Origin of the sequence: Pseudomonas sp. GM30, from assembly GCF_000282275.2 — a bacterium.
Lineage (GTDB): Bacteria > Pseudomonadota > Gammaproteobacteria > Pseudomonadales > Pseudomonadaceae > Aquipseudomonas.
Map to the genome: position 1 here is coordinate 376,029 of NZ_AKJP02000026.1, position 18,134 is coordinate 394,162.

The 18,134-nt window shown below is 59.1% G+C and carries 22 protein-coding genes; 2 read left to right on the plus strand and 20 right to left on the minus strand.

The annotated features are described in order from the left end of the window. Positions 1 to 285: 285 nt before the first annotated feature. The 15 genes from PMI25_RS17375 to PMI25_RS17450 all read right to left on the minus strand — a co-directional run bounded on the left by PMI25_RS17375 (position 286) and on the right by PMI25_RS17450 (position 11,817). Positions 286 to 1,041, minus strand: a complete 756-nt coding sequence (locus PMI25_RS17375) for a C40 family peptidase (protein WP_007964978.1) — start codon at positions 1,039 to 1,041, stop codon at positions 286 to 288. Between the two features lies 1 nt (position 1,042). Then, complete coding sequence (locus tag PMI25_RS17380; protein ID WP_007964980.1) at positions 1,043 to 1,792, minus strand: phage minor tail protein L; 750 nt, start codon at positions 1,790 to 1,792, stop codon at positions 1,043 to 1,045. A 9-nt stretch (positions 1,793 to 1,801) separates the two neighbouring features. After that, a complete protein-coding gene (locus tag PMI25_RS17385) occupies positions 1,802 to 2,140 on the minus strand; it encodes a phage tail protein (protein ID WP_007964981.1) in 339 nt (112 codons plus the stop codon). Continuing rightward, a complete protein-coding gene (locus PMI25_RS17390) occupies positions 2,140 to 5,466 on the minus strand; it encodes a phage tail tape measure protein (protein ID WP_007964983.1) in 3,327 nt (1,108 codons plus the stop codon). Before PMI25_RS17390 ends, PMI25_RS17385 begins: the two co-directional genes overlap by 1 nt. After that, positions 5,463 to 5,858, minus strand: coding sequence for a DUF1799 domain-containing protein (locus PMI25_RS17395; RefSeq protein WP_443200890.1), 396 nt, complete (start codon positions 5,856 to 5,858; stop codon positions 5,463 to 5,465). The genes PMI25_RS17390 and PMI25_RS17395 overlap by 4 nt, the downstream gene beginning before the upstream one ends. Further along, a complete protein-coding gene (locus PMI25_RS17400) occupies positions 5,780 to 6,160 on the minus strand; it encodes a phage tail assembly chaperone (RefSeq protein ID WP_007964987.1) in 381 nt (126 codons plus the stop codon). The genes PMI25_RS17395 and PMI25_RS17400 overlap by 79 nt, the downstream gene beginning before the upstream one ends. Positions 6,161 to 6,169: 9 nt before the next feature. Continuing rightward, positions 6,170 to 6,826, minus strand: a complete 657-nt coding sequence (locus PMI25_RS17405; protein WP_007964989.1) for a phage tail protein — start codon at positions 6,824 to 6,826, stop codon at positions 6,170 to 6,172. 386 nt (positions 6,827 to 7,212) lie between these two features. Further along, complete coding sequence (locus tag PMI25_RS17415; protein WP_007964993.1) at positions 7,213 to 7,629, minus strand: phage tail terminator-like protein; 417 nt, start codon at positions 7,627 to 7,629, stop codon at positions 7,213 to 7,215. After that, a complete protein-coding gene (locus PMI25_RS17420) occupies positions 7,626 to 8,279 on the minus strand; it encodes a hypothetical protein (RefSeq protein WP_007964994.1) in 654 nt (217 codons plus the stop codon). Before PMI25_RS17420 ends, PMI25_RS17415 begins: the two co-directional genes overlap by 4 nt. Further along, positions 8,276 to 8,644 carry a hypothetical protein gene (locus PMI25_RS17425; protein WP_007964995.1) on the minus strand — a complete coding sequence of 123 codons (369 nt, stop codon included), beginning with the start codon at positions 8,642 to 8,644 and terminating at the stop codon, positions 8,276 to 8,278. Before PMI25_RS17425 ends, PMI25_RS17420 begins: the two co-directional genes overlap by 4 nt. Positions 8,645 to 8,691: 47 nt before the next feature. After that, positions 8,692 to 8,880 (minus strand): hypothetical protein, encoded by a 189-nt coding sequence (locus PMI25_RS17430; RefSeq protein ID WP_007964996.1) that lies wholly within the window; start codon positions 8,878 to 8,880, stop codon positions 8,692 to 8,694. 38 nt (positions 8,881 to 8,918) lie between these two features. Continuing rightward, the gene (locus PMI25_RS17435) at positions 8,919 to 9,422 is read right to left on the minus strand and encodes a DnaT-like ssDNA-binding protein (protein ID WP_007964997.1); all 504 of its coding nucleotides are present in this window, start codon (positions 9,420 to 9,422) and stop codon (positions 8,919 to 8,921) included. Between the two features lie 55 nt (positions 9,423 to 9,477). Then, entirely contained in the window at positions 9,478 to 10,068 is a 591-nt protein-coding gene (locus tag PMI25_RS17440; RefSeq protein WP_007964998.1) for a hypothetical protein, read from the minus strand. Positions 10,069 to 10,113: 45 nt separating this feature from the next. Continuing rightward, entirely contained in the window at positions 10,114 to 11,076 is a 963-nt protein-coding gene (locus tag PMI25_RS17445; protein ID WP_003225242.1) for a major capsid protein, read from the minus strand. A gap of 12 nt (positions 11,077 to 11,088) precedes the next feature. After that, a complete protein-coding gene (locus PMI25_RS17450; RefSeq protein WP_007964999.1) occupies positions 11,089 to 11,817 on the minus strand; it encodes a hypothetical protein in 729 nt (242 codons plus the stop codon). 124 nt (positions 11,818 to 11,941) lie between these two features. Here PMI25_RS17450 and PMI25_RS17455 point away from each other — a divergent pair, with 124 nt between their 5' ends. Next, entirely contained in the window at positions 11,942 to 12,457 is a 516-nt protein-coding gene (locus PMI25_RS17455; RefSeq protein ID WP_007965000.1) for a hypothetical protein, read from the plus strand. 4 nt (positions 12,458 to 12,461) lie between these two features. On the opposite strand, the gene PMI25_RS17460 is transcribed toward PMI25_RS17455, so the two are convergent. The 5 genes from PMI25_RS17460 to PMI25_RS17480 are packed head-to-tail and all read right to left on the minus strand — an operon-like array spanning position 12,462 to position 17,341. Next, a complete protein-coding gene (locus PMI25_RS17460; protein WP_007965002.1) occupies positions 12,462 to 13,547 on the minus strand; it encodes a minor capsid protein in 1,086 nt (361 codons plus the stop codon). Next, the gene (locus tag PMI25_RS17465; protein ID WP_007965005.1) at positions 13,522 to 14,940 is read right to left on the minus strand and encodes a DUF4055 domain-containing protein; all 1,419 of its coding nucleotides are present in this window, start codon (positions 14,938 to 14,940) and stop codon (positions 13,522 to 13,524) included. Before PMI25_RS17465 ends, PMI25_RS17460 begins: the two co-directional genes overlap by 26 nt. After that, complete coding sequence (locus tag PMI25_RS17470) at positions 14,937 to 16,238, minus strand: terminase large subunit domain-containing protein (protein ID WP_007965006.1); 1,302 nt, start codon at positions 16,236 to 16,238, stop codon at positions 14,937 to 14,939. The genes PMI25_RS17465 and PMI25_RS17470 overlap by 4 nt, the downstream gene beginning before the upstream one ends. Next, positions 16,225 to 16,686, minus strand: coding sequence for a DUF2280 domain-containing protein (locus tag PMI25_RS17475; protein ID WP_007965007.1), 462 nt, complete (start codon positions 16,684 to 16,686; stop codon positions 16,225 to 16,227). The genes PMI25_RS17470 and PMI25_RS17475 overlap by 14 nt, the downstream gene beginning before the upstream one ends. A gap of 31 nt (positions 16,687 to 16,717) precedes the next feature. After that, positions 16,718 to 17,341 carry a putative metallopeptidase gene (locus PMI25_RS17480; RefSeq protein WP_007965009.1) on the minus strand — a complete coding sequence of 208 codons (624 nt, stop codon included), beginning with the start codon at positions 17,339 to 17,341 and terminating at the stop codon, positions 16,718 to 16,720. A 357-nt stretch (positions 17,342 to 17,698) separates the two neighbouring features. On the opposite strand from PMI25_RS17480, the gene PMI25_RS17485 reads away from it, so the two are divergent. Continuing rightward, on the plus strand, positions 17,699 to 18,112 hold the full coding sequence (locus tag PMI25_RS17485; protein ID WP_007965011.1) for a hypothetical protein: 414 nt from the start codon (positions 17,699 to 17,701) through the stop codon (positions 18,110 to 18,112). Positions 18,113 to 18,134: the final 22 nt, after the last annotated feature.

Here is an 18,134-nt window from a genome sequence, read left to right on the forward strand (position 1 = left end):
ATACCAATTCCAGTTGCGCTTGTGATTTCGAGTCAGGGATCGACCTTCTAATCGAAAACTATTTGATACTGTTTTCTACAAGTGCCCTCAAGCAGGTCCTTCAGAGCTTGGGCTCGACGATCTAAGCAAGCTTTAAAACCTGAGCTTTCAGGGGGGCCGAAATCTAAGCAAGGGTCACGATTATCAAGTGGTTGCCTTTTGTGGGAGCACCCAACAGAAGCGCTACCGCCAACGCTCCTACGATCAATTTCATGCAGGTCACTCCTGTGGAAATGGCCCACGATATCACCGGGAGTCCTTGTGGCGCAGCACCAGGCGCGTGCGGTCGAGCCATGGTCCGCCGAAAACGATGACCTCGGAGGGTCTGCCGTACAGGTGGTGCAGCAGGAACGGCCCAGGGCCGAACGTCGTCGCGTCCTCACCTGGCAGCGCCGGGTCAGCGCCGAGGAAGATCCCGGCGTGGTTTGGATACACGGTGCGCCCCACTTCCATCACGATCATGTCGCCGCGCTGTGGCTGATCCACGCGGTAGAAGCCCGCGGCCTCGTAGTTCGCCTCGTACAGACTGGTGTTTTCCTTGTTCTCCCACCAGCCATCTGCGCGTTTGAAGGCCTCGAACTCAAGCCCCCACTCGCGTTTGTACCAGTCTGCGCAAACCTGCCAGCAGTCCCAGGCGCCGTGTACGAAAGGCCGCTTTAGCAGCGGCACCTCACCGGCCGGCATGACCGTCCGAAGATCGCCTTCGGGCCAACTCAGGATGTGCCATGGCAATGCAGTCGCTTCGCACATGGCGAGATCGCGCGGCGAAGGCCGGCTGGTGGCGTCCGGATGCGAATGAACTACGCCGATTACTTCGCCGATGTCTTCGGCTTGGGCGTACTCCTCCGGGTCGATGCGAAACTCCTCGTTCGGCTCGGTCGAAACGTTGCGGCACGGGTAATACTGCTGTTTGCGACCGATGCCCAGGAGCAGTCCGCAGCACTCTTTCGGATACTCGGCGGCCGCGTGTGCCTGGATCGCGTTCAATATGTGTTTGCGCATATCAGCTCCGTGCGATCAGCGAAACGGCCGGGAAGCCGCCGAAAGGCAGCGGGTTGCCCTCGCCGAAGCGCGGAATGCAGCCCTTGCCCAGCGTGGCGTCACACTCGTCCAGTTCTGGGTTGTCGGTAACGGCGCCGTCCTTGGTCACGTATCGCCCGGTGTAGCCACAGTTCGGCCCGCGATAGCCGCCGGTGAGGCACCAGTGGCACAGCGTCGTGGCCTGCCGGCCGATGGACTCGTTACCGACGTCGCCCGGGCTGGCCAACTCCCAGCTGACCGTTTCCCCGTCCTCGTTCGTCTTCTGGTCGATGTACCAGACCTCGATCGTCTCCTGGGTCGGATCTGCCTTAGGATTCCCGGCCGGGAAGTTCGCCGCGTCGAGGTACGTGCCCAGCGTGTGACGCATCGTCAGCTTGAACTCGAGTAGATCCTCGAACGCGAGGCACAACGCCGTGATGCGCCCGTTGACGTTGCCGACCGACAGTGTGGGCCGAACAGCAGTGCCATCGCCGTTCGCCTCGATGCCGTCGATCTGCATCGGCCAGGCGCTGTACTCGTTGCCCTGCCAGTAGATGGCCTTCGCCGGCAGCTGATCTGCATTGTCGCCGGCGGCGATCAGCTCGGCCGCCGTGTGCGGAATCGCGTGCCCGTGGAAGCGCAGCACGTCCGCACCATAGTCCGTGCCGTCCAATTCAAAGAGCAGCACTTCGCTGCCAGGTTCAAGCACCTGGATGTCACTGATCAGCGGCATGATTGCCCCTTATGGTTGGAATGCCCGCTCGAACGTGGCAGTGAGTTTGAAGACCCCTCCGCCCATGGGTGTGGGCGCGGGATTTTTGCAGGTGAAAAGCCCGAGCTCGCCGAGCGGCGTTGTCCAGAGAAACGCCTTCGCCCCGGCGTGCCGGTCGAGGAACGCCATGATCTGCTGCACCACCGCCTTCTGGCCGACGCAGGTAACTGGATAGGAGTCCTCTTTGTTGTTCGGGCCGTCACCGACGTTCTGCGCGTAGCCGTTGCCAAACTTCGAGGTGCGCACCCGATACGAGATCTCGGGTGTTTCCCCGCGCTCGGTTGGCCAGGTGAATTTCTCAATGGTCATTAGGCCCTCCCATTTGTCAGGCGCCAGATTGAGCCGCCCGGCTGCAACGCTCTGGCAATTGCAGTTTCCGCTTCAGTTTTGGCGGCCTGCTGGATGCTCTTGCCAAGCTGGTTGGTTGTCTCTTGCGAAACACCCGCTCCGTCGCTCCCGGATGTCTGCACCGAGACCGCCACCGGGAAGTTGTACGTGTTGCCCCCACCACTGGACATTGCGGCCAGTGCAGGCCCGCCACCGGTAGTCAACGGCGTGACGCTACCGCCGTTGGCACCAGTCATCAGAAACGACCGGCCGCCCTCGTTGTAAAGCTCAGGCCCCAGTTCGTTGACTTCGTAAAGAGAGTTCGGCGCAACAGGCCCGCCAGCAGCCCGATATCCGGAGAGATCAAACCCCGTGTAGCCGGCCTGCGATGCTCCGAGATCTGAAGACACGGCACCGGCAGATCCAGCGGCCAATCCATTGCCACCGCTACCGAAGTAAGAACCCGCCGCAGATGCAGCAACGCCGAATAGAGCACTGAGCCCTTGAGACGTGGCCTGTCGGGTAGCGATCTTCGCCATATCCGCCAACACCGACTTGGTGAAGTCAGAAAAAGAGAACTTGCCGTTGATGGCGAAACTCGCTACAGCGTCCTCTGCCGAACTGAACGCATTGGTGAGCAGGCTTTTCGTCTGCCCCGCGGCGTTCTGCGCTGACTCGAGATAGTTCTGCCATGCCGACGAGGCTCCGGCACTCCAGTCGCCCTGGGCTGCTGTCATCTCGTCGTAGTTGGCTTGAACCGTATCGTGCAGGTCCTGCTGAGTGGCCTTCAATGCCGCCAGCTTCTGCGTGTATTCGTCGAGGCTCATGCCGCGCGAGCCATCGCCGTACTGATTCGCCAGATCTAGCTTCTGCTGATTGAAGCGATCGTCGATGCCGTTCTGTTGGCTCATCAGATCGCGCTGACGATCTCCCAGGCCGATGCCCGCCGCCGCACGCTGGCCCTGCTCACGCAGAGTTTTGACTTGTTGCTGCAGCGCGCTGCTATAGGTGTTGACGGCCTCAGTCTGTTTCTTCAGCCGGCCCTCTTCGTTCTTTGCCAGCACGCTCAGTTCGGTGTCAGCATCCTGCTGTACCTTGACCATGGCGGCCCGGGCGTCGGCGATTTTCTGGTCAAGCTGGATGCGCTGCGCGGCCGATGTGCCGGCTTTACTCTTCGCCGCTTCCAGTGCGGCGATCTCAGCCTCATACGCGGCAGTAACTTCGTCGCGCTCGTTGCCGATCATGGCTTCACGCGCTTGCAAATAATCAGCCTGCGAGATCAGACCGGCCTTTTGCGAAGCCTCCAGATCCTTCTGAGCATTTTTGTACTCGGCGAGCACGGTATTGAGCGCATTTTTCGAGTCATTGAAACCGGATAGATCGACGCTACCCGCGGCTGCTTTTGGGTCCTTTTTCTGCTCGTCGATTGCCTTGCGCAGCTTGTCGTAGGCACCACCGGAAAACTTCTTCCCGTCAAACTGAACACCATCCAGCAGCGCGGACTTTTGACCTGTCTTTTCTGCGTTTTGATAGAGGGTAGTGAACTGATCGTTGAGCTTTTTGTAGGCCTCCTCACGCTTTGCGAGCGGGTTCAGGTTGTCCATTTGCTTGTCCAGTTCCTTCTGGACAGCGATCAATTCCTTGTTCGCCCGCGTTTCCTCGCCAGCGGCGGCAGTGTTGCTTTCGCTTGCTGACAAACGCGCCTTCAGCCCTGCAAGCTTGGCTTCCAGTGCCGGAGTTGAGTCGTCATTCTCCCCGTCGTCCAGCCCCAGCGAAGAGTTCAGCCAACTGAGCCCATTGGATAGCGCACCGGCAACACCACCACCCTTTCGGGTATCCAGCACACGCTGGGTGATTTCGATCTGCTTGGCCAGGTCGGGAAATATCTCAGACCGGACTTCAGCATAGGCACCCTTGATCGCCACTTTCACCCGATCCCAGTCACGCTCGATGTCAGACAGGGATTCGCGGTAGTTCTTCAAGCGCTCCAGGGCCGACTGATTGAGATCTTCACTGAGGACGTCCAGTGCTCGCTGATGGTCTCCCTGATCATCAATCGCCTTGATCGTCTGGTACTGCTCGTAGGTAAGCAGCCCATACTGGTCGCTGATCTTCTCGGCGGCTTCTGTAGCGGTGTCACCGGCATTCGCGAGCGATTTGGCGATGTCTCCAGCGCCCTTTCCTGTCACTTCACCTATTGCTGCGGCGGCCTGAGCCAGGTTCTGCATTTGGACGCCGCTGGTAGCGGCACCAGAAGCCAGCGCAATCACCGCCTCGCGAGCGCCAGCAAAGTTCTCAGTGATCGCCCCAGCGGATTCAGCCATAACCTTGAGGCTGGCAATGCTCTGCCCGGCATCGTTCGATCCGCCGTTGATGGCGACGTTGAACTCGCGGGCCTGTTTCTGTGCGTCAAAGTAGGCATAGCCCAGCGCGCCGAGGACGCCAGCTAGCAAACCGGCAGGAATCAGTGCTGCGGCCAAGCTCTTGGCGGACGCTCCCGCACCAGCCCCCAACTGAGCAACAGCCCGCGCACCACTACCCCAATCCCCAGACTGCAGGGCGTTTGTCAACTGCATCACGTTTTCTTGCGCCTGGCGGGTGCCGAGCTTCAGCTTGTCGAATGCAGTTTCCGTCGCGGTCAGGCCGTCACGGTCTTTGCCGATCTTCGCCAGCGCCTCACCGTAACGGGCCGCGTCGATCTGGCCGGCCTTGTACAGATCATTGAGCGCTTTCTCCTGTGCCTCCAGCTTTGCCAACTTCGCAGTGACCGGGTCGATGCCGTTGACCGTGCGCTTCAACGCTTCGATCTGACGGTTTTCAGCGTCGATCAGCCGCTGCTTCTGCGCCATCTCCTTGGCTTCGGCTTTCTCGATCCGCTCATACGCCTTGCCAAGCCGATCCTGATAGGACTCCTGCTGCTCGATGGTGACGAGACCGCCCTTGCGAGCGCGCTCCAGCAAGCCTTCAGCCTGGATCAGTTGCTCCATGCTGCCGATGTTGCCGGACATCGCCTTGTCGAGCTGGCTGATGATTGCGATTTCACTGGCCGCGCTGGCACCTGCCTTGCGGCTGGCATCGACTTGGCGCTCTTTGGCGCCCGTGGCCTTGTCGATGCTCTGAGCAGCCTCGTTCTCGGCCTGGCTGATCTTCTTGCCGGTGTTGGCCAGGCCTTCGCCCGACTTGCCGAGATCGTCAATCGCCTTTTCGGCATCAACTGCCGAGTCGACCAGCTTGTCGAGATCGTCAGCCGCCTTGGATGCCGACGAGGAGTTCACCTCGATACCGAGGGACGCGAAGGTGGTGCTCATTTACTGTCCCTCTGTTCCGCCATCACCCGCAGGGCTTCGGCTTCCATGACACGGATGTCTGGAAAGACGTCGGCGACCTCCGACCGGGTAAGGCCGAGAAAGCCGGCGACATGGCGAATTGACGTGTAATCGAGTCCGGTAGCGCCGCACGCGCCTGTACGCCACTGGGTGCCCATGGCCTCGAAGACCTTGAAGGCTTGCCAGACATCAGGCCAGACCTCACAGATCTCATCGGGTATGTCACGAAGAGAAAGGCCGAAGGCCGCCAGCGATTCGGCTGACGGCCCCGGCTCGTACAGCTTGCGGGAGACGCTTAGGAGTTTCCCAAGCGTGCGTTGCTGAAGGCATCGGAATAAGCGGCCAGCACCGCGCCCGGCGTGGCGGCGATTGATTTGACCAGGATGCGCAGGTTTTCGTCGGTGAACTCTTCGGCAATATCCCAGCCGGCGACAATCGCCTTCAGCTGCTCGACCTGCAGATCAATCAGCAAAGCCGTGAACTGCTCAATGCCGGCCTCTCCCGCTTTCTCCTTGAGCACCTTGTGACGCTCACCCCACTCCGCGTAGAGCCCGGCCAGTTCGGTGCGATCGCGATATTTGAATTCGAACTCAACGCTGACCGGGTCACCGCCAACCGTTGGCAGCATGACGACGTGATTGAAGGTTGGATTCCGGGCGAGTGTGAACTTTGCCATGTGCCTTCCTTACGCCGAGGCGCTATAGCGGGTTGGGCGGCCGGTCAGCGCGATGCTGATAACGCGGGTCATCAGGTTGTTGCGCGACATGGTCGGGGTCGAGGTGATCGAGACGTAGCCGTTGTAGATGATCCGGCTGCCGCCCGGCAGGTTCAGGCGCAGAACGCGGGCCTGTTTGTCGTCGTCCGCGGCCTCGCAGACATCGACATAGGGCTGCGACGGATCGTCGGCAACCGTGATAGTCAGGGTGATCGGATTCTTGGTGGTCGGCATCTGGCGGTCGTCATCGTCAGCCAGGAAGCCAAACGTCAGAAACTGCTGGTCGCCCCCGCTCGAGCCGAGCTCGGTGATTTTCGAGATCTCGGTGAAGGTCGTCACCTCGCGGGCGGCACCGACGCCCGAGCCGGCCGGATACTGCTGAATGTTCGTGGTATTCACGCCATCGAGCGCAAAGGTGCCGCTGGCAATCTCGCCGACTTGCACGGCACGGCCGTCCAGGCGGGTCCAGCCAGAGCTGAGGGCGATGATGTCGCCCTCGGCCAGACCGTGGGCTGCCGCGGTCGCCACTGCCGGGTTGGCATTGGTCAAGGCAGTGAATGGGATTGCAGCGCCATAGGCGGAAGCAATTTCGAACGTCGCGCCGTTGGGCATTTGAATACCGGCCATGGGTTTTCCTCTCTTCAGAAATGACAAAACCCGCTCAATGGCGGGTTCTGGGTTTGCCCAATGGGCGGTTTAGATGTTGCTACTCAAGCTTCATATTGTTACGCACTTCATCCAGCGGTATGCCGGACTTCGAACCGACAACCACGCCGGTGAGCCCGCAGTGTGGGCAACAAGCATGCAGTTCTTCGTACCACTTAATGATTTCGGCCGGCTTCAGCCATGCGCCGCACCCAGTGCATAGGCACCGGTCGCTCCCGCCAATTTCCTCACGGTTTCGATAGCAGTGGGCATCCACCATTTCGCCGAGGTATTGAAGCCGTTGCTTCCGATTTTCATCCATCACCAATAGCTCTTAAGAGTTGATGACGGGATTCTACCTCAGCAGATCAGTCGGTATCGGCTCGGTACATGAACGACACCGGTACGGTGAAGGTCGTGTCGCCTGGAATACCTGGCCCCTGATCGACCGGCGTTATGGTCACCACGGTCAGCGCACCCTTCGTGTTTCGCTCGTACAGCGGAAACAGCGCGGCGATCTGGTCAGCCAACGCGCCGGCCGCGCCGCGATACTTCCCTGCTGGTGTCACGATGCTGACCTGAAACACCCCCGTGAACAGCTTGTGATCACCGGCAAGCGTGCCGCTTGCGGTGTCGCCCGGCAAAGTGAAAGCTCGCAGGTAGGTGACACCATTTCCGGGCTCATAGGCCTCGTTCTCGACGACGACCTTGATGGGTGTCGGCAAAGCCTTCGCCCAAGCGATCAGCCGGGCTTCGTAGATCGAAGCGATGATGTTGTGGCTCATACCTGATTGTTCCTGATGGCTTCGTCGACGATCTGCTGGAATCGCGCGAGCGTGATACGCACCATGCCGCCCGGTGCCTGTTTGGAATGGCCGTACTCAAGCGGCACCGCATATGGCAGGTTATTAACGATGTACGCCGTTTGCCCGATGGTCAGTTGTTCGACCTGAAGCCTGAGCTTCGCCAAGGTGATGCCGCCGGCCGGATCGACCTGATCAAGTTCGCCTTCTGCCGGCGTCCCGATCGAGAACTGCCAATTCCCGCGGAATCGGCCGCCGACGTAATCCTTGCCAGCAACCAGTCCATTCACGCTGAAGTTCTGGTCGCGCTCGGTCTTTGTCAGCGGCTTGGCGTACTTCACGCCGCGCTTCAGCTTCCCGACCTTGGTGAAATTGTTCTCATCGAGATTGATGAGGGTGTTGCGCACGGCGACCTTGAAATCGTAGTGATCAGCGGCACGGGTGTTGGTTGCGCGATGCGCCACGTTCGCGGCCCAGATCTCGGGGTTACCCACCGGTGACATGCGGATGACGCTGCTACCGATCTCGATCACGATTTCGCGGAAGGTGGCGTCGAGTCCAGCTTGGGCCCGCTCGGCAAACTGGCGGATGTTCTCGGCGAAACTGCCGTTGAGGCCTGAGTATTTGCTCATGACCGCACCTGCAGCTCATACAGAATTGGCGTGCCGGCTGGGTTGACCTCTTTCAAAGGCGGCACGATGGACCAGGTACGCCCCTGAATGATCACTTTGTTCAGCAGATCCGGCACCCACTCCAGTCCCTGCGCGGCGATCTTCAGCTTCTTGTCGCCCTGCTTGATGAGGCTGTTGTTCTGGTACTCCTGGCCGGTGAAGTCGAGCAGGATGCCTTGGGCGGTCTGCTCTTTGGTGCTGTCTGGTGGTGCCGATCCGGCTTCCGGGTCGTACTCACCGACAGTCGTTGCGCGAATGGTCACTGGCTGGCCGAACTCTGTGATCATCTCCAGAGCCATCACGGCCATTTCGTCGTAGAAGGCCATGGTGGCTCCCGATATGAAAAGCCCAGCACGGTGGCTGGGCTAATTAGCTATCCTCTTAACCGACGCGCTTTAAGCATATCGTCGGCTACTTCACTGGCAACCTTCAAAAGTTTGTCCCAAGACTTATTTTCACTTAAGCCTGACGCATCTGCTTTTTCCTTTGCCAGTGGCAGCGCTGCAGCGAAGTAAATGTCCCACGCTTGCAGCTCGGTTTCAGTTTTTGCTTTTTCGGTCATGAGCTTCTCTTCCATTAGATGAAGTCATTACGCTATCACTAAGCTCTAACCGCAAACAACCCACGCTTCTGTAGGTAATCGGCGAACTGCGTAGCGCTCGGCCGGCCCGGCGCTGCTGGCAACAGACGTCCGCTGGCGTTCGGGATCGCCGCGTACTCGCGTGTGACAGCGCCTTCAACACGCTCCAGCGTTACCGCGCCTTTGCGCTTCTCGATCGGGTCGACGTCGTCAGTGTGGATCTCGGCGGCCAAAGCCATTTGACCGTACTGGATCCGCGCTGGCAGGTAGTTGTCGGGCTTGATCTCGTAATCCAACTCGACACCGCGGCGCGGCCAGGCCAGAGCCTGCTCGCTGTTGGACTTTCGCCCTTTCCACGTCATGCCGTCCATTGCCAGGGCGGCACGACGTAGCAGCTCTTCCTGTGCTGGCACCTCCGCCGGTATGACCACGCCGAACTTCACGGCGTACATGGCTAGGTCTTCGGCGGATGCGTAGCTTTCGGCGTCAGGCTTGCCGGTACCGTCCTCGATGATGAGAGTCATGAATCAGCTCGCTGTGTTGTTTGAATCGGGCGCCAGTGAATGGACACCCGGATTATTACGCCTTCGGAAGCTCAGCAACTGCCTTTTCCAGCGATTCTACCGAAGCGTTCGCCCGATACGGCACTTTAGCGGCGTCGAGCTGGGCTTTGAGGACCGCGATTTTCTCGGCACTGTCAACCGGTTCCGCTGAAGCCTTGAGACGGGCGACTTCAGCGCGGAGGGATTCAACCTCGCCCGCCAAGTTGTCACGTTCACCCGTAAGAGTTTCGAAACCCTCATGAATGGTTTTCAGCGAACCGAACAGACGGATCGGCAGCTCTCCCGCGTCCGGATGTTCCAGCTCCGATTGCCCCTCGGCGGCTTCGATCAGTCGCAGGATGCCGTCGCGCTCGGCGCGCAGCGTGGCGTTGTCCTGCTCAAGGCTGGCAATGACCGCAGCGTCACCTGAATCAATCGGCTCGCTGATCAAAGGCTTCATCACCGAGACCTCAACGCCGAGCGCCTCATAAGCGTCGACCACCTTCGGCCAATCGCCAATCACAACTGCGTGTGTCACACCCGCTTCAGGCCGATCAAAGTGCGCCGGATTGCGGTACCGCTTTTCCGGATCGAAGTCCGAGTTCTGAGTGGAGTAAACCAGTTCCATAAAAGTCTCCGTAGCGGCCATTGCTGGCCGCTGTCAGGGCCAGTATCAGCCGCCGGCTGGTGGCGTGGTGGTCAGGGTGATCAGCACACCAGCAGTCACCTTGTTGCTGTTGGAATGCTTGACCCAGTTCGCAGCCGAGCCCACGGCGGCAAGCGTTGGGTTCGCGCCGCCAGCGGCTTCCTTCCAGCTGTAGCCCAGCACATCGATGTTGACGGTGCCTTCTGCGCGGTAACCGATACCCAGGTTCTCTTCGTCGTTCACTGCGTACGAACGGAAGCCGGGCGCCTGAGACTCAGTGATAACCACAGCGTTTGGCAGCAGGCCGAAGATCACATCTGCGGGCGCGGTGTCGGTGACCAGCACCGGCTTGCCGAGAGTGCCAGGCAGGCCGCCGTAGATGACGACGCCCGCCTCTTCGTAGACCTTGTTCGCGATCGCCTCGTCGACGATGTCGAAGTAAGCACTGGAGTGCATGACCCACAGCGCGATACGACCGAACTTGTCGCCGAACTTGCGCATGCCTCGGGTCAGGGTTTTCTTGCCGTCAGTCTCGATGTTGGCCGAAACCACCATGTCAGCATTGGAGCTGATCGAGGCGCGCAGCGCAGCGGTGGCGTACTGGATGAAGCCTTCCAGTGTGGCGTCAGCAACGTCGGCGCCGATGATCTGGGAGAACTCATCGACCGGACGACCGCGGCGCTTGAACGCCTCTTCGGTGGTCTGGTATGGGCCGTACTTCCACGGCGCCTTGACGCCAACGGCTTCGCCCGCGCCGATCTTCTTCGCGGTCACCTTGCCGGTGGAGTTGACATCGCGATGCTCTAGCGAGCCGCCGATCTTGTAGAACGAGCGCTTGCGGAAGTCGCCTTCGATCAGCTCGTTATCGAGCACGATCGCGCCATTGGACGATGCGTTGAACACATCGAGGTTGTCCTGGACACGCTCCAGGTATGCGGTTTGCGCCTCATCGTTGTAGATGATCAAGTCGCTGTTCACAGTCGTTGCCATGGGTAAATCCCCTTACTTGGGCAATTGCAGGTATGCGGTTTGGCCGTGCTTGCGCTGGTAGTCACGCTTTTGCTCGGCAGTCATTTCGGAGCGCTTGAATGCAGCCTGGCCGCCACCCCCGCCCGGGGCTTGTGTCCCTGAAGCCCTTGGCCACAGGTGAGGTGCGCTTTCGCGCAGGGATTCCGCCCATTCGAGCGGAGTCAAAGGGGTTTTGCCGTCTTTACCGAGGATGACCTGGCCGGATTCATCAACGGCGACCGCTTCGCCCTCTTCGTTCAGCGAGAACACGCCTTTGGCGCGCAGGATGATGTCGTCGGTTGCTTCCGGCAGTGCGCCGGCTTTGAGTGCTGCACCGCGTACCGAATCGCCCAGGACTTTGCCCTGGAACTTGGCGGCGAAGGCCTCAGCCTTTTCGGCCCGCGCCGTGAGCGCCTTCAACTGCTTATCGTTGTCGGCGCGCAAGCGCTCGGTGCGACGATTGAACACCTCGTCCACCTTACCCTCAGTCAGCAGCTTGGTTTCTTCGTCTTGGCCGGCCCGGCTGAGCAAGCCTTTGACGGCGTCAATGTCGATGCCCTCGAACTGGGTTTCGAACTGGCTGAGCTTGCCGGTGGTTTCCTTCAGCTTGCCCAGCAGCTCGGAGTTTTTGGTTTTCAGACCAGAAACAGAGGTCTCAACGGCAGTCGCGATAGCGGCCTTGATTGCCGGATTGTCCAGGTCGATTTCGTTTTCTTCTGCCACGTTGATGCACCCCTTGGGTATGTGTTGCCCACTTTGCAGGCGTAAAAAAACCCGCCGTAGCGGGTCACGTTGCGTTTCCAGTGCTAAAGCATTTCAATGCCGACTTTTTAGGAGACAAACAAAAATGGCGTCATCGGCATCAAGATATGAAACCCAAAAAAATCTGAAGAACGCGTTAAAGATCGCTGTTTTATCTTCCGCACTAACACTCACCGGCGTGCTTGCGACCAGCGTTACGTCTTGGATAAGCAGCGCGCAAACGACCAGATCTAGCGAAAAACTTAGCTGCATAAGCCGGTTAGACAAAAGGGAGGAGTACGCCCGAATCAAAAGTGACGCTTTCATCGCTTCCCTAGCGACACTTGCGACCGGCAGTGCTTCACCAGGATTTCAAGAGAAGAAACCTGCTTATGTAGAAGCGTTCTCGAGAGCTGGTTACTCGTTGATGCTGTTGAATAACTCAAAACTCGGAGAAAAGTCCGGCGAGCTCGCCGACTGGATGACCATTAGGGTATCGGACTACAAATCATTCGAAAGACCCGAGTTCATCAAAGAGGAATACGAAAAGCTCGTCACAGATTGGAAAGATGCCTACTACAAATACATGTCAGAACTGGACGCTCAGCGACAAGATTGCTGAGGAGTCATATTCCTGCACGCTCGAATGCCAAGGGCTCCAACCCCTTCATTTGAGTAAGTGTCAGCGGCGCAAAGTTGCGATCAAGCTGTAACTCTGCGAAGCGCTCGACGCTCAAACCGCCTTCGCGAAATAGCTTGGCTCGCACGGGGCCGATAGCCACGTCCTGAAACGATCCCGGCTGTTGCTGAAGCCAGTGGTAATAGTCGAGGCTCGCACTGACCTGTCCTGCTCCACCTGCGCCCACCGCCGCCCGTGTAGCATCTTTGGCGAACATTTCGCTGAGCTTGGTAAGCAGGACGAATGTGGTCCGGCAATTCGGGTGAAACGGAGGGCGCGGCCCGGAATCGACCGGGAATCGGCGCTTATCCATCGACCGACACTGCTGGCTGGTCTTGCTGTCCAGCGTGGCGACCATCTCAACCTCGGACACTATGTCCGTGTTGGCTTTGGCCACCTCCATGCGCGACTGGGACGACACATGCTGAATCGCGGTATGCACCACCGTGCTGGCATTGCGGTTGGTGATGGCAAGAACCCCATCCTTGTATCCGGCTGCTTTGCTACCACGGATGTTGCGGATGATCTGGAAGTTCGTTTGACCTTCGAAGAATCCCTGCCGAATCGTGCCGGTAACGCGCTCGCGCTCGGCACTGGTCCAGCCCTTGATGAACGACTTCAGCAGCTTACCGCCGCCGGTGCCGCGCACACTGAGGGGATTGGTCAGCACCGCGGTGCGGATAGCCGCCGCCGTGGGCGTAACCACATCCAACGAGACACCCACCGGCGCCGACCGGGCCAGGCTCGACGCCTCAAACTCAGCCTCGTAGTTGGCGATGTCGATCAGGTCGAGGTTCAGTTGCGCGCTGTAACGGTCGAAGATGCCCAGCAGCAGACTGTCGACCTCTTTCAGCAGCGCTTCCAGCCGCTTCACGTTGTACTCGGTCAGATCCGACTGGGTGAGCCGGTCGCGGATCGAGCGGTCGATCTCCTTGAGGAAGGGAGCGAACTTGCCAACCTCCCCGGCCTTAAGTTTTTCAAGGAAGACCGCGTGCCGGATCGTGGCGTCAAGGATTGCTTGGTTTGCTGCCATCGATTACGCCCTCATCGTCCAGGCCCAAGCCGTCGCCCTGCTCTGCCAGCTCACCGTCGATTTGCTGGTCGGTGCGCTCTGGCGCGATCAGGCCCAACTTACGCAGGTACGCTCGAAGATCTGCTTTGGCGAATCCACCGTTCTGCCAGAGGGCGACCAGCGCGGTGATCATTTGCGGATCAGCCGTCAGTTCCACGAACTCTTGGTTGATCTGATAAGCAACCTTCGCGTCGTCGACGCCCATGTAGGTGCAGCACCACATGATCGCCCTGGTATACGCCTCGCTTACGTTCGCCACACACCCGGCAAGCACCGAAGTCGATGCAGACTGATCACCACGGGCTTCGGTCGCCGTCTTGGACGAGAGAGAAGCCACGACCATTCGTGCGCCCAACTCGATCATCATCTGGTTCTTGTCGGCCATGGCCTCCTTCACCAGCGTGTTCGGCAGAGGCTGGGCATAACCGAAGGCGCCACCTGATGGCAGCATCATCGGCGCACGGGAACCAACGTAAACGCCGTTTTTCTCCATCCAGTCGCGCCACTGTTCATCCAGACCGGAGATCCATGGCTGTGCCTGGCCACACCAGAAGACGCTGTCCTCGTAGTCGGCGCTGTTCCGATAGTGGCCCAAGTTGATCATGGCGATATCGTAAAGCGGTGACTCGTCGATACTCGGGTCGTTGTTCTGCGCGCCGACAAAGGTGAATGGAATCTCCTTCAAGCGGCCGACGGCGCCGGTGGGCTTGAACTCCTCAACAACAGCCAGCGGCCCGCCGCCTTTCGGCCCGGATCGGCGCCAAACGCGGCAGACGAAGCCATCATCCTCGAGAGCCAGTTCCCGGTACCGTTCGATCACCTTGAAGCCGAAGCCGTCTTCGATTTCCGGCGATTCGCGCAGCACCACCAGGGTCAGCACGCAGTGTCCGTTCACCATGCCCGTGCGCCAGTTGATGATGTCTTCGGCGCAGTACGACAGGATCACGGAGTGACCACCGGCGCCGGCGTCATGGTGATAGTCGACGTACAGACCATGCCGACCGGCCTCAAGCACCTTCTCTAGCGTGCCTTGCGAGTGCTGGTAGATGCTCACGCCGGAGCCGTTGGCGTTGTCCTGCAGGTATTCCATCTTCTTGGCGACGGTCAGCGTCGGGTCTTTGTGAAACGCCAAACCGAGCAAGCCATTGCGCGTGTGACCGGTGGCGTTCTTGAACACCGCCCGTTCGCGATAGGCCTTGTTTCGGTCTACGTTCTCAGGCGACTTGTCGTGAGCATTGATGTACGGCAGTCGGTCAACAACCCTGTGCTGACCGGCGCAAACATCGCGCACGGTTGCCCAGCGATTCAGCACTTCGATGTAGTCCGCCCGCTTGAAGGAGACGTCGTTGCTCATCGGGCGTATCCCATTTTGATGGCGGTGACCGGTTTGATGATCGGGTACTCGCGGTGAATGAAGTAACCGCCGCCGTCGTTGGCGTGGTCGTTGCCTTGGCTTTTGTCCGGTTCGCCATTGGGCGCCCAGATCTGCTGTTCCAGGCCGTCGGCGTAGGTTGGGCAGGTAAACGGGTTGACCAGGTACCGCCGTTCGCCCTGCGCGTTGCAGAACATGGCGTTCATGGCGTTGATCCGATCCTTCACCGGCGGGTTGGCCGCCGGCGCGATGACCGTGAAGCCTGCTTGTTTCAGCATGGCGATATCGGTGAGGCTGGCATTGACCGACTTGCGCGAGTCGCCGGAGGCGTCCGGGTAGATCCGGATCTCGCAGGTCTTTCTGAAGTCGTTGCCGGTGTGTTCCCAGTACCGCTCTTTGATACGGCGGATCATGTCCGGCGTGTCGTAGCCATCCATCAACTCGTCCACGGCGCGCGGCAGGCCCTGCTCACGTTTGACGTGGGTGATCGCCGCCATCTTGCCGACGTTGAAGTCCATACCGATGAACAGCGGCTCGCCGGGCTGGACCGTGTCGAAGCACTGGTTCAGCTTGCGGTCGTAAGCGTGGTAGATCGATCCGGACGTCAGGTTGACGAACTGGCCGTTCAAGTACGCGCGGATCAACTGTTCGGGGTACGACTCCATCAGCGAGGCGATGTAGTCATCCGGCAGATTCAGCTCGTTGTCGAAGGTGCTGGCCTGGATCAGCCCATACATTTCCTTCAGCGCCGGTTTGTCGCGCAACTGCTTCACAAACTGGAGAAAGACGAACTTGAAGCCTTCCGGCGTCGTGGTCACGTCCACGCCGTTTTTCAGCCCGGGGATGTTGTAACGCATCCGTGCAATGATCTTGCGCCAGGCCTGCTGCGCTTTGATTGACGTCAGCACGTCCAGCTCGTCGACCAGGGCGTGACCGATTTTGAAACCGACGATGGTCTGCGGCTTCTCCATCGACCGGCAAATCACAGTGCCGCGATACTGCCGACCGCTGTAGATGTGAACCTCATGGTTCGCCTGGTTGATCTTGGTCTTCAGCCCCCAGTCGTAGGCCACCTCCTCCATTGTTGGATAGAAGATGTCGCGGATCTGCGGGTAAGTCGGTGCGAAGTAACCAGCGTTGACGCCGGGCCACTCCATGAAATGCTTGCTGAGCGCCGAGCATCCGACCCAGGTCTTTCCGGAGCCGAAACCAGCAACGAATGCGCGAAACTTGTGGGGTAACAGGAGGAACTGCGACTGCGGAACGTTAAGGCTCGGCATTCGGCTTCCTCGCATCCACTACGTCGACCTGAATGCGCGTCGGGATTGCCGGTTCGTCGTCGGGCTCATCCTTACGGTGGCGATTGACGTAGACGTCGCCGACTTCCTTCGCGGCTTGCTCGAGGATCTGCATGGCGAGGCCGATGTTCTTCAACGACTCGGCCCTCTCAACGAACCGGTTCATGGCCCGGAGGCGGTAGGCACGATTCGCGATCGGGATCTCGGCGGTTTCTTCGCGGAAGCGCTTGCGGGCATCTTCAAACATCGTCACCCAGCGCTTGGCAAGGCCTTTCCCTGATGTCTTTGTGGGATCGTGTGTCTCCACCTGCTGGCGAGTCACCGTTATCCCGTATTCCTTTTGGACGGCTTCAACAACCTGTGAAGGCGTGTCGAAGCACGCCAAGGCCTGAACGATAAAGGCCTTCACGTCGTTTTGAAGGGCTGCCATAGATTTTCATCCGTCCAGAGCCTGTCCAGAATCAGGCCGACTTGAGCAGACAGGTTCCGCAGGCCCTCGATATGTTGATTTTCCCTACCTCAGCAGGCTTGTTTGCAGCGTCCACCAGCTCTTGCACTTGACGGCTCGCCCCATACCGACGCACCACACCGACGAACTCTTCAACGTCGTGTCCGCGCATCTCAAGCTTGGGCAATCCGTCTTGGGTGAATGCTGGCTGACCGTACTTATCGGTCGCTTGGGCTATGTGATACAGCTCATGCTCGACCAAGGCGCAGAAGTCAGCATCGGAGCAGTCAGCGCAGTAGTCGGCGGCCAGGGTGATGATGTAGCCCGGCACTTCGCCGAACCAATCACGCATCTGCTGCTCCATCCGGGCCTTCTGCCAGCCACCCGCGCGGAACGCTACCTGCTCAGCCTGGCCAACCACCGTTTGCCCTTTCTTCGTGAAGGCAGCAGAAGCCCACATCACACGAATGTCCGCGTCGATCAGATGGGCATGGTCCTCGTTGTGGATGCTGCCAGTCTCGGTGAGGATCTCGGTTTGGAGCCATTCCCAAACTTCAGGCGCTGGGATCAGGCGGGTGCCGAAATCCGAAAGATCGGATAGCTCGACCAATGACGCAGGAGGGCGCGGCCGATTCATACCAGAAGAACCTTTTGAATTCAGAGTTCGCCCCCAAAAGGGGGGCAGATTACCCGCCTATTTGCGAGCCAGCCCGGCCTAATGAGCGCTCATTAACCAACGAGGCTCGAAGGATGAAAAACACAATTTACTTAGTGCTTGCAGTAGCCGTCGTCATTTTGATGATCGCTCCGGAATGTGTGAAGCCCGGGATCGTTGCTTGCCTGCTCAGTAAGCCCTGATGCTTGCAACCTCGGCTGGGTCGGCTCGTTCGATCGCCTCCCAGTCGGGTTGCTTGGTTGCCATAGATTGTCCCGATTGCTTGAAATGAAAACTGGTTGACGGTATTGGTAAGCGTCAAACACAAGGATGGATTCAATGAACAACAGATACAGTGTGGTGCACCGCCCAAACGTGGCACTTCTCGCAATTCAACATGGGGCACAGCCACCCGCGCTCCCGATCGATCAATACTGTTATCAGATCGAGGACTCGCAGGCTGACGGCGATTACGTCGGCGGCCCGTATCAAATTGAGGATGAGGCGGTGAGCGCTTGCGGCCTACTGAACTCGGGAGTGGAGCCCCTGTATCTTCCCAACTTCAACAGGAAGCAATTGGAAGCTACGGGAGCGCTCATAGTTGAATCCGACAAAGAACTGTTTGTCGGACTTACACGACAAGAGTCAGAACGATACGTATTACTTCACAATAGCGAGCCGACAGACGAGTTCATTGAGCTTGACCACAAGCACAGAGAGGCCCGCACAGGCCACAAAAAAGAGAATGTTTAAGATCTGGGCAATCCGTGCCGCA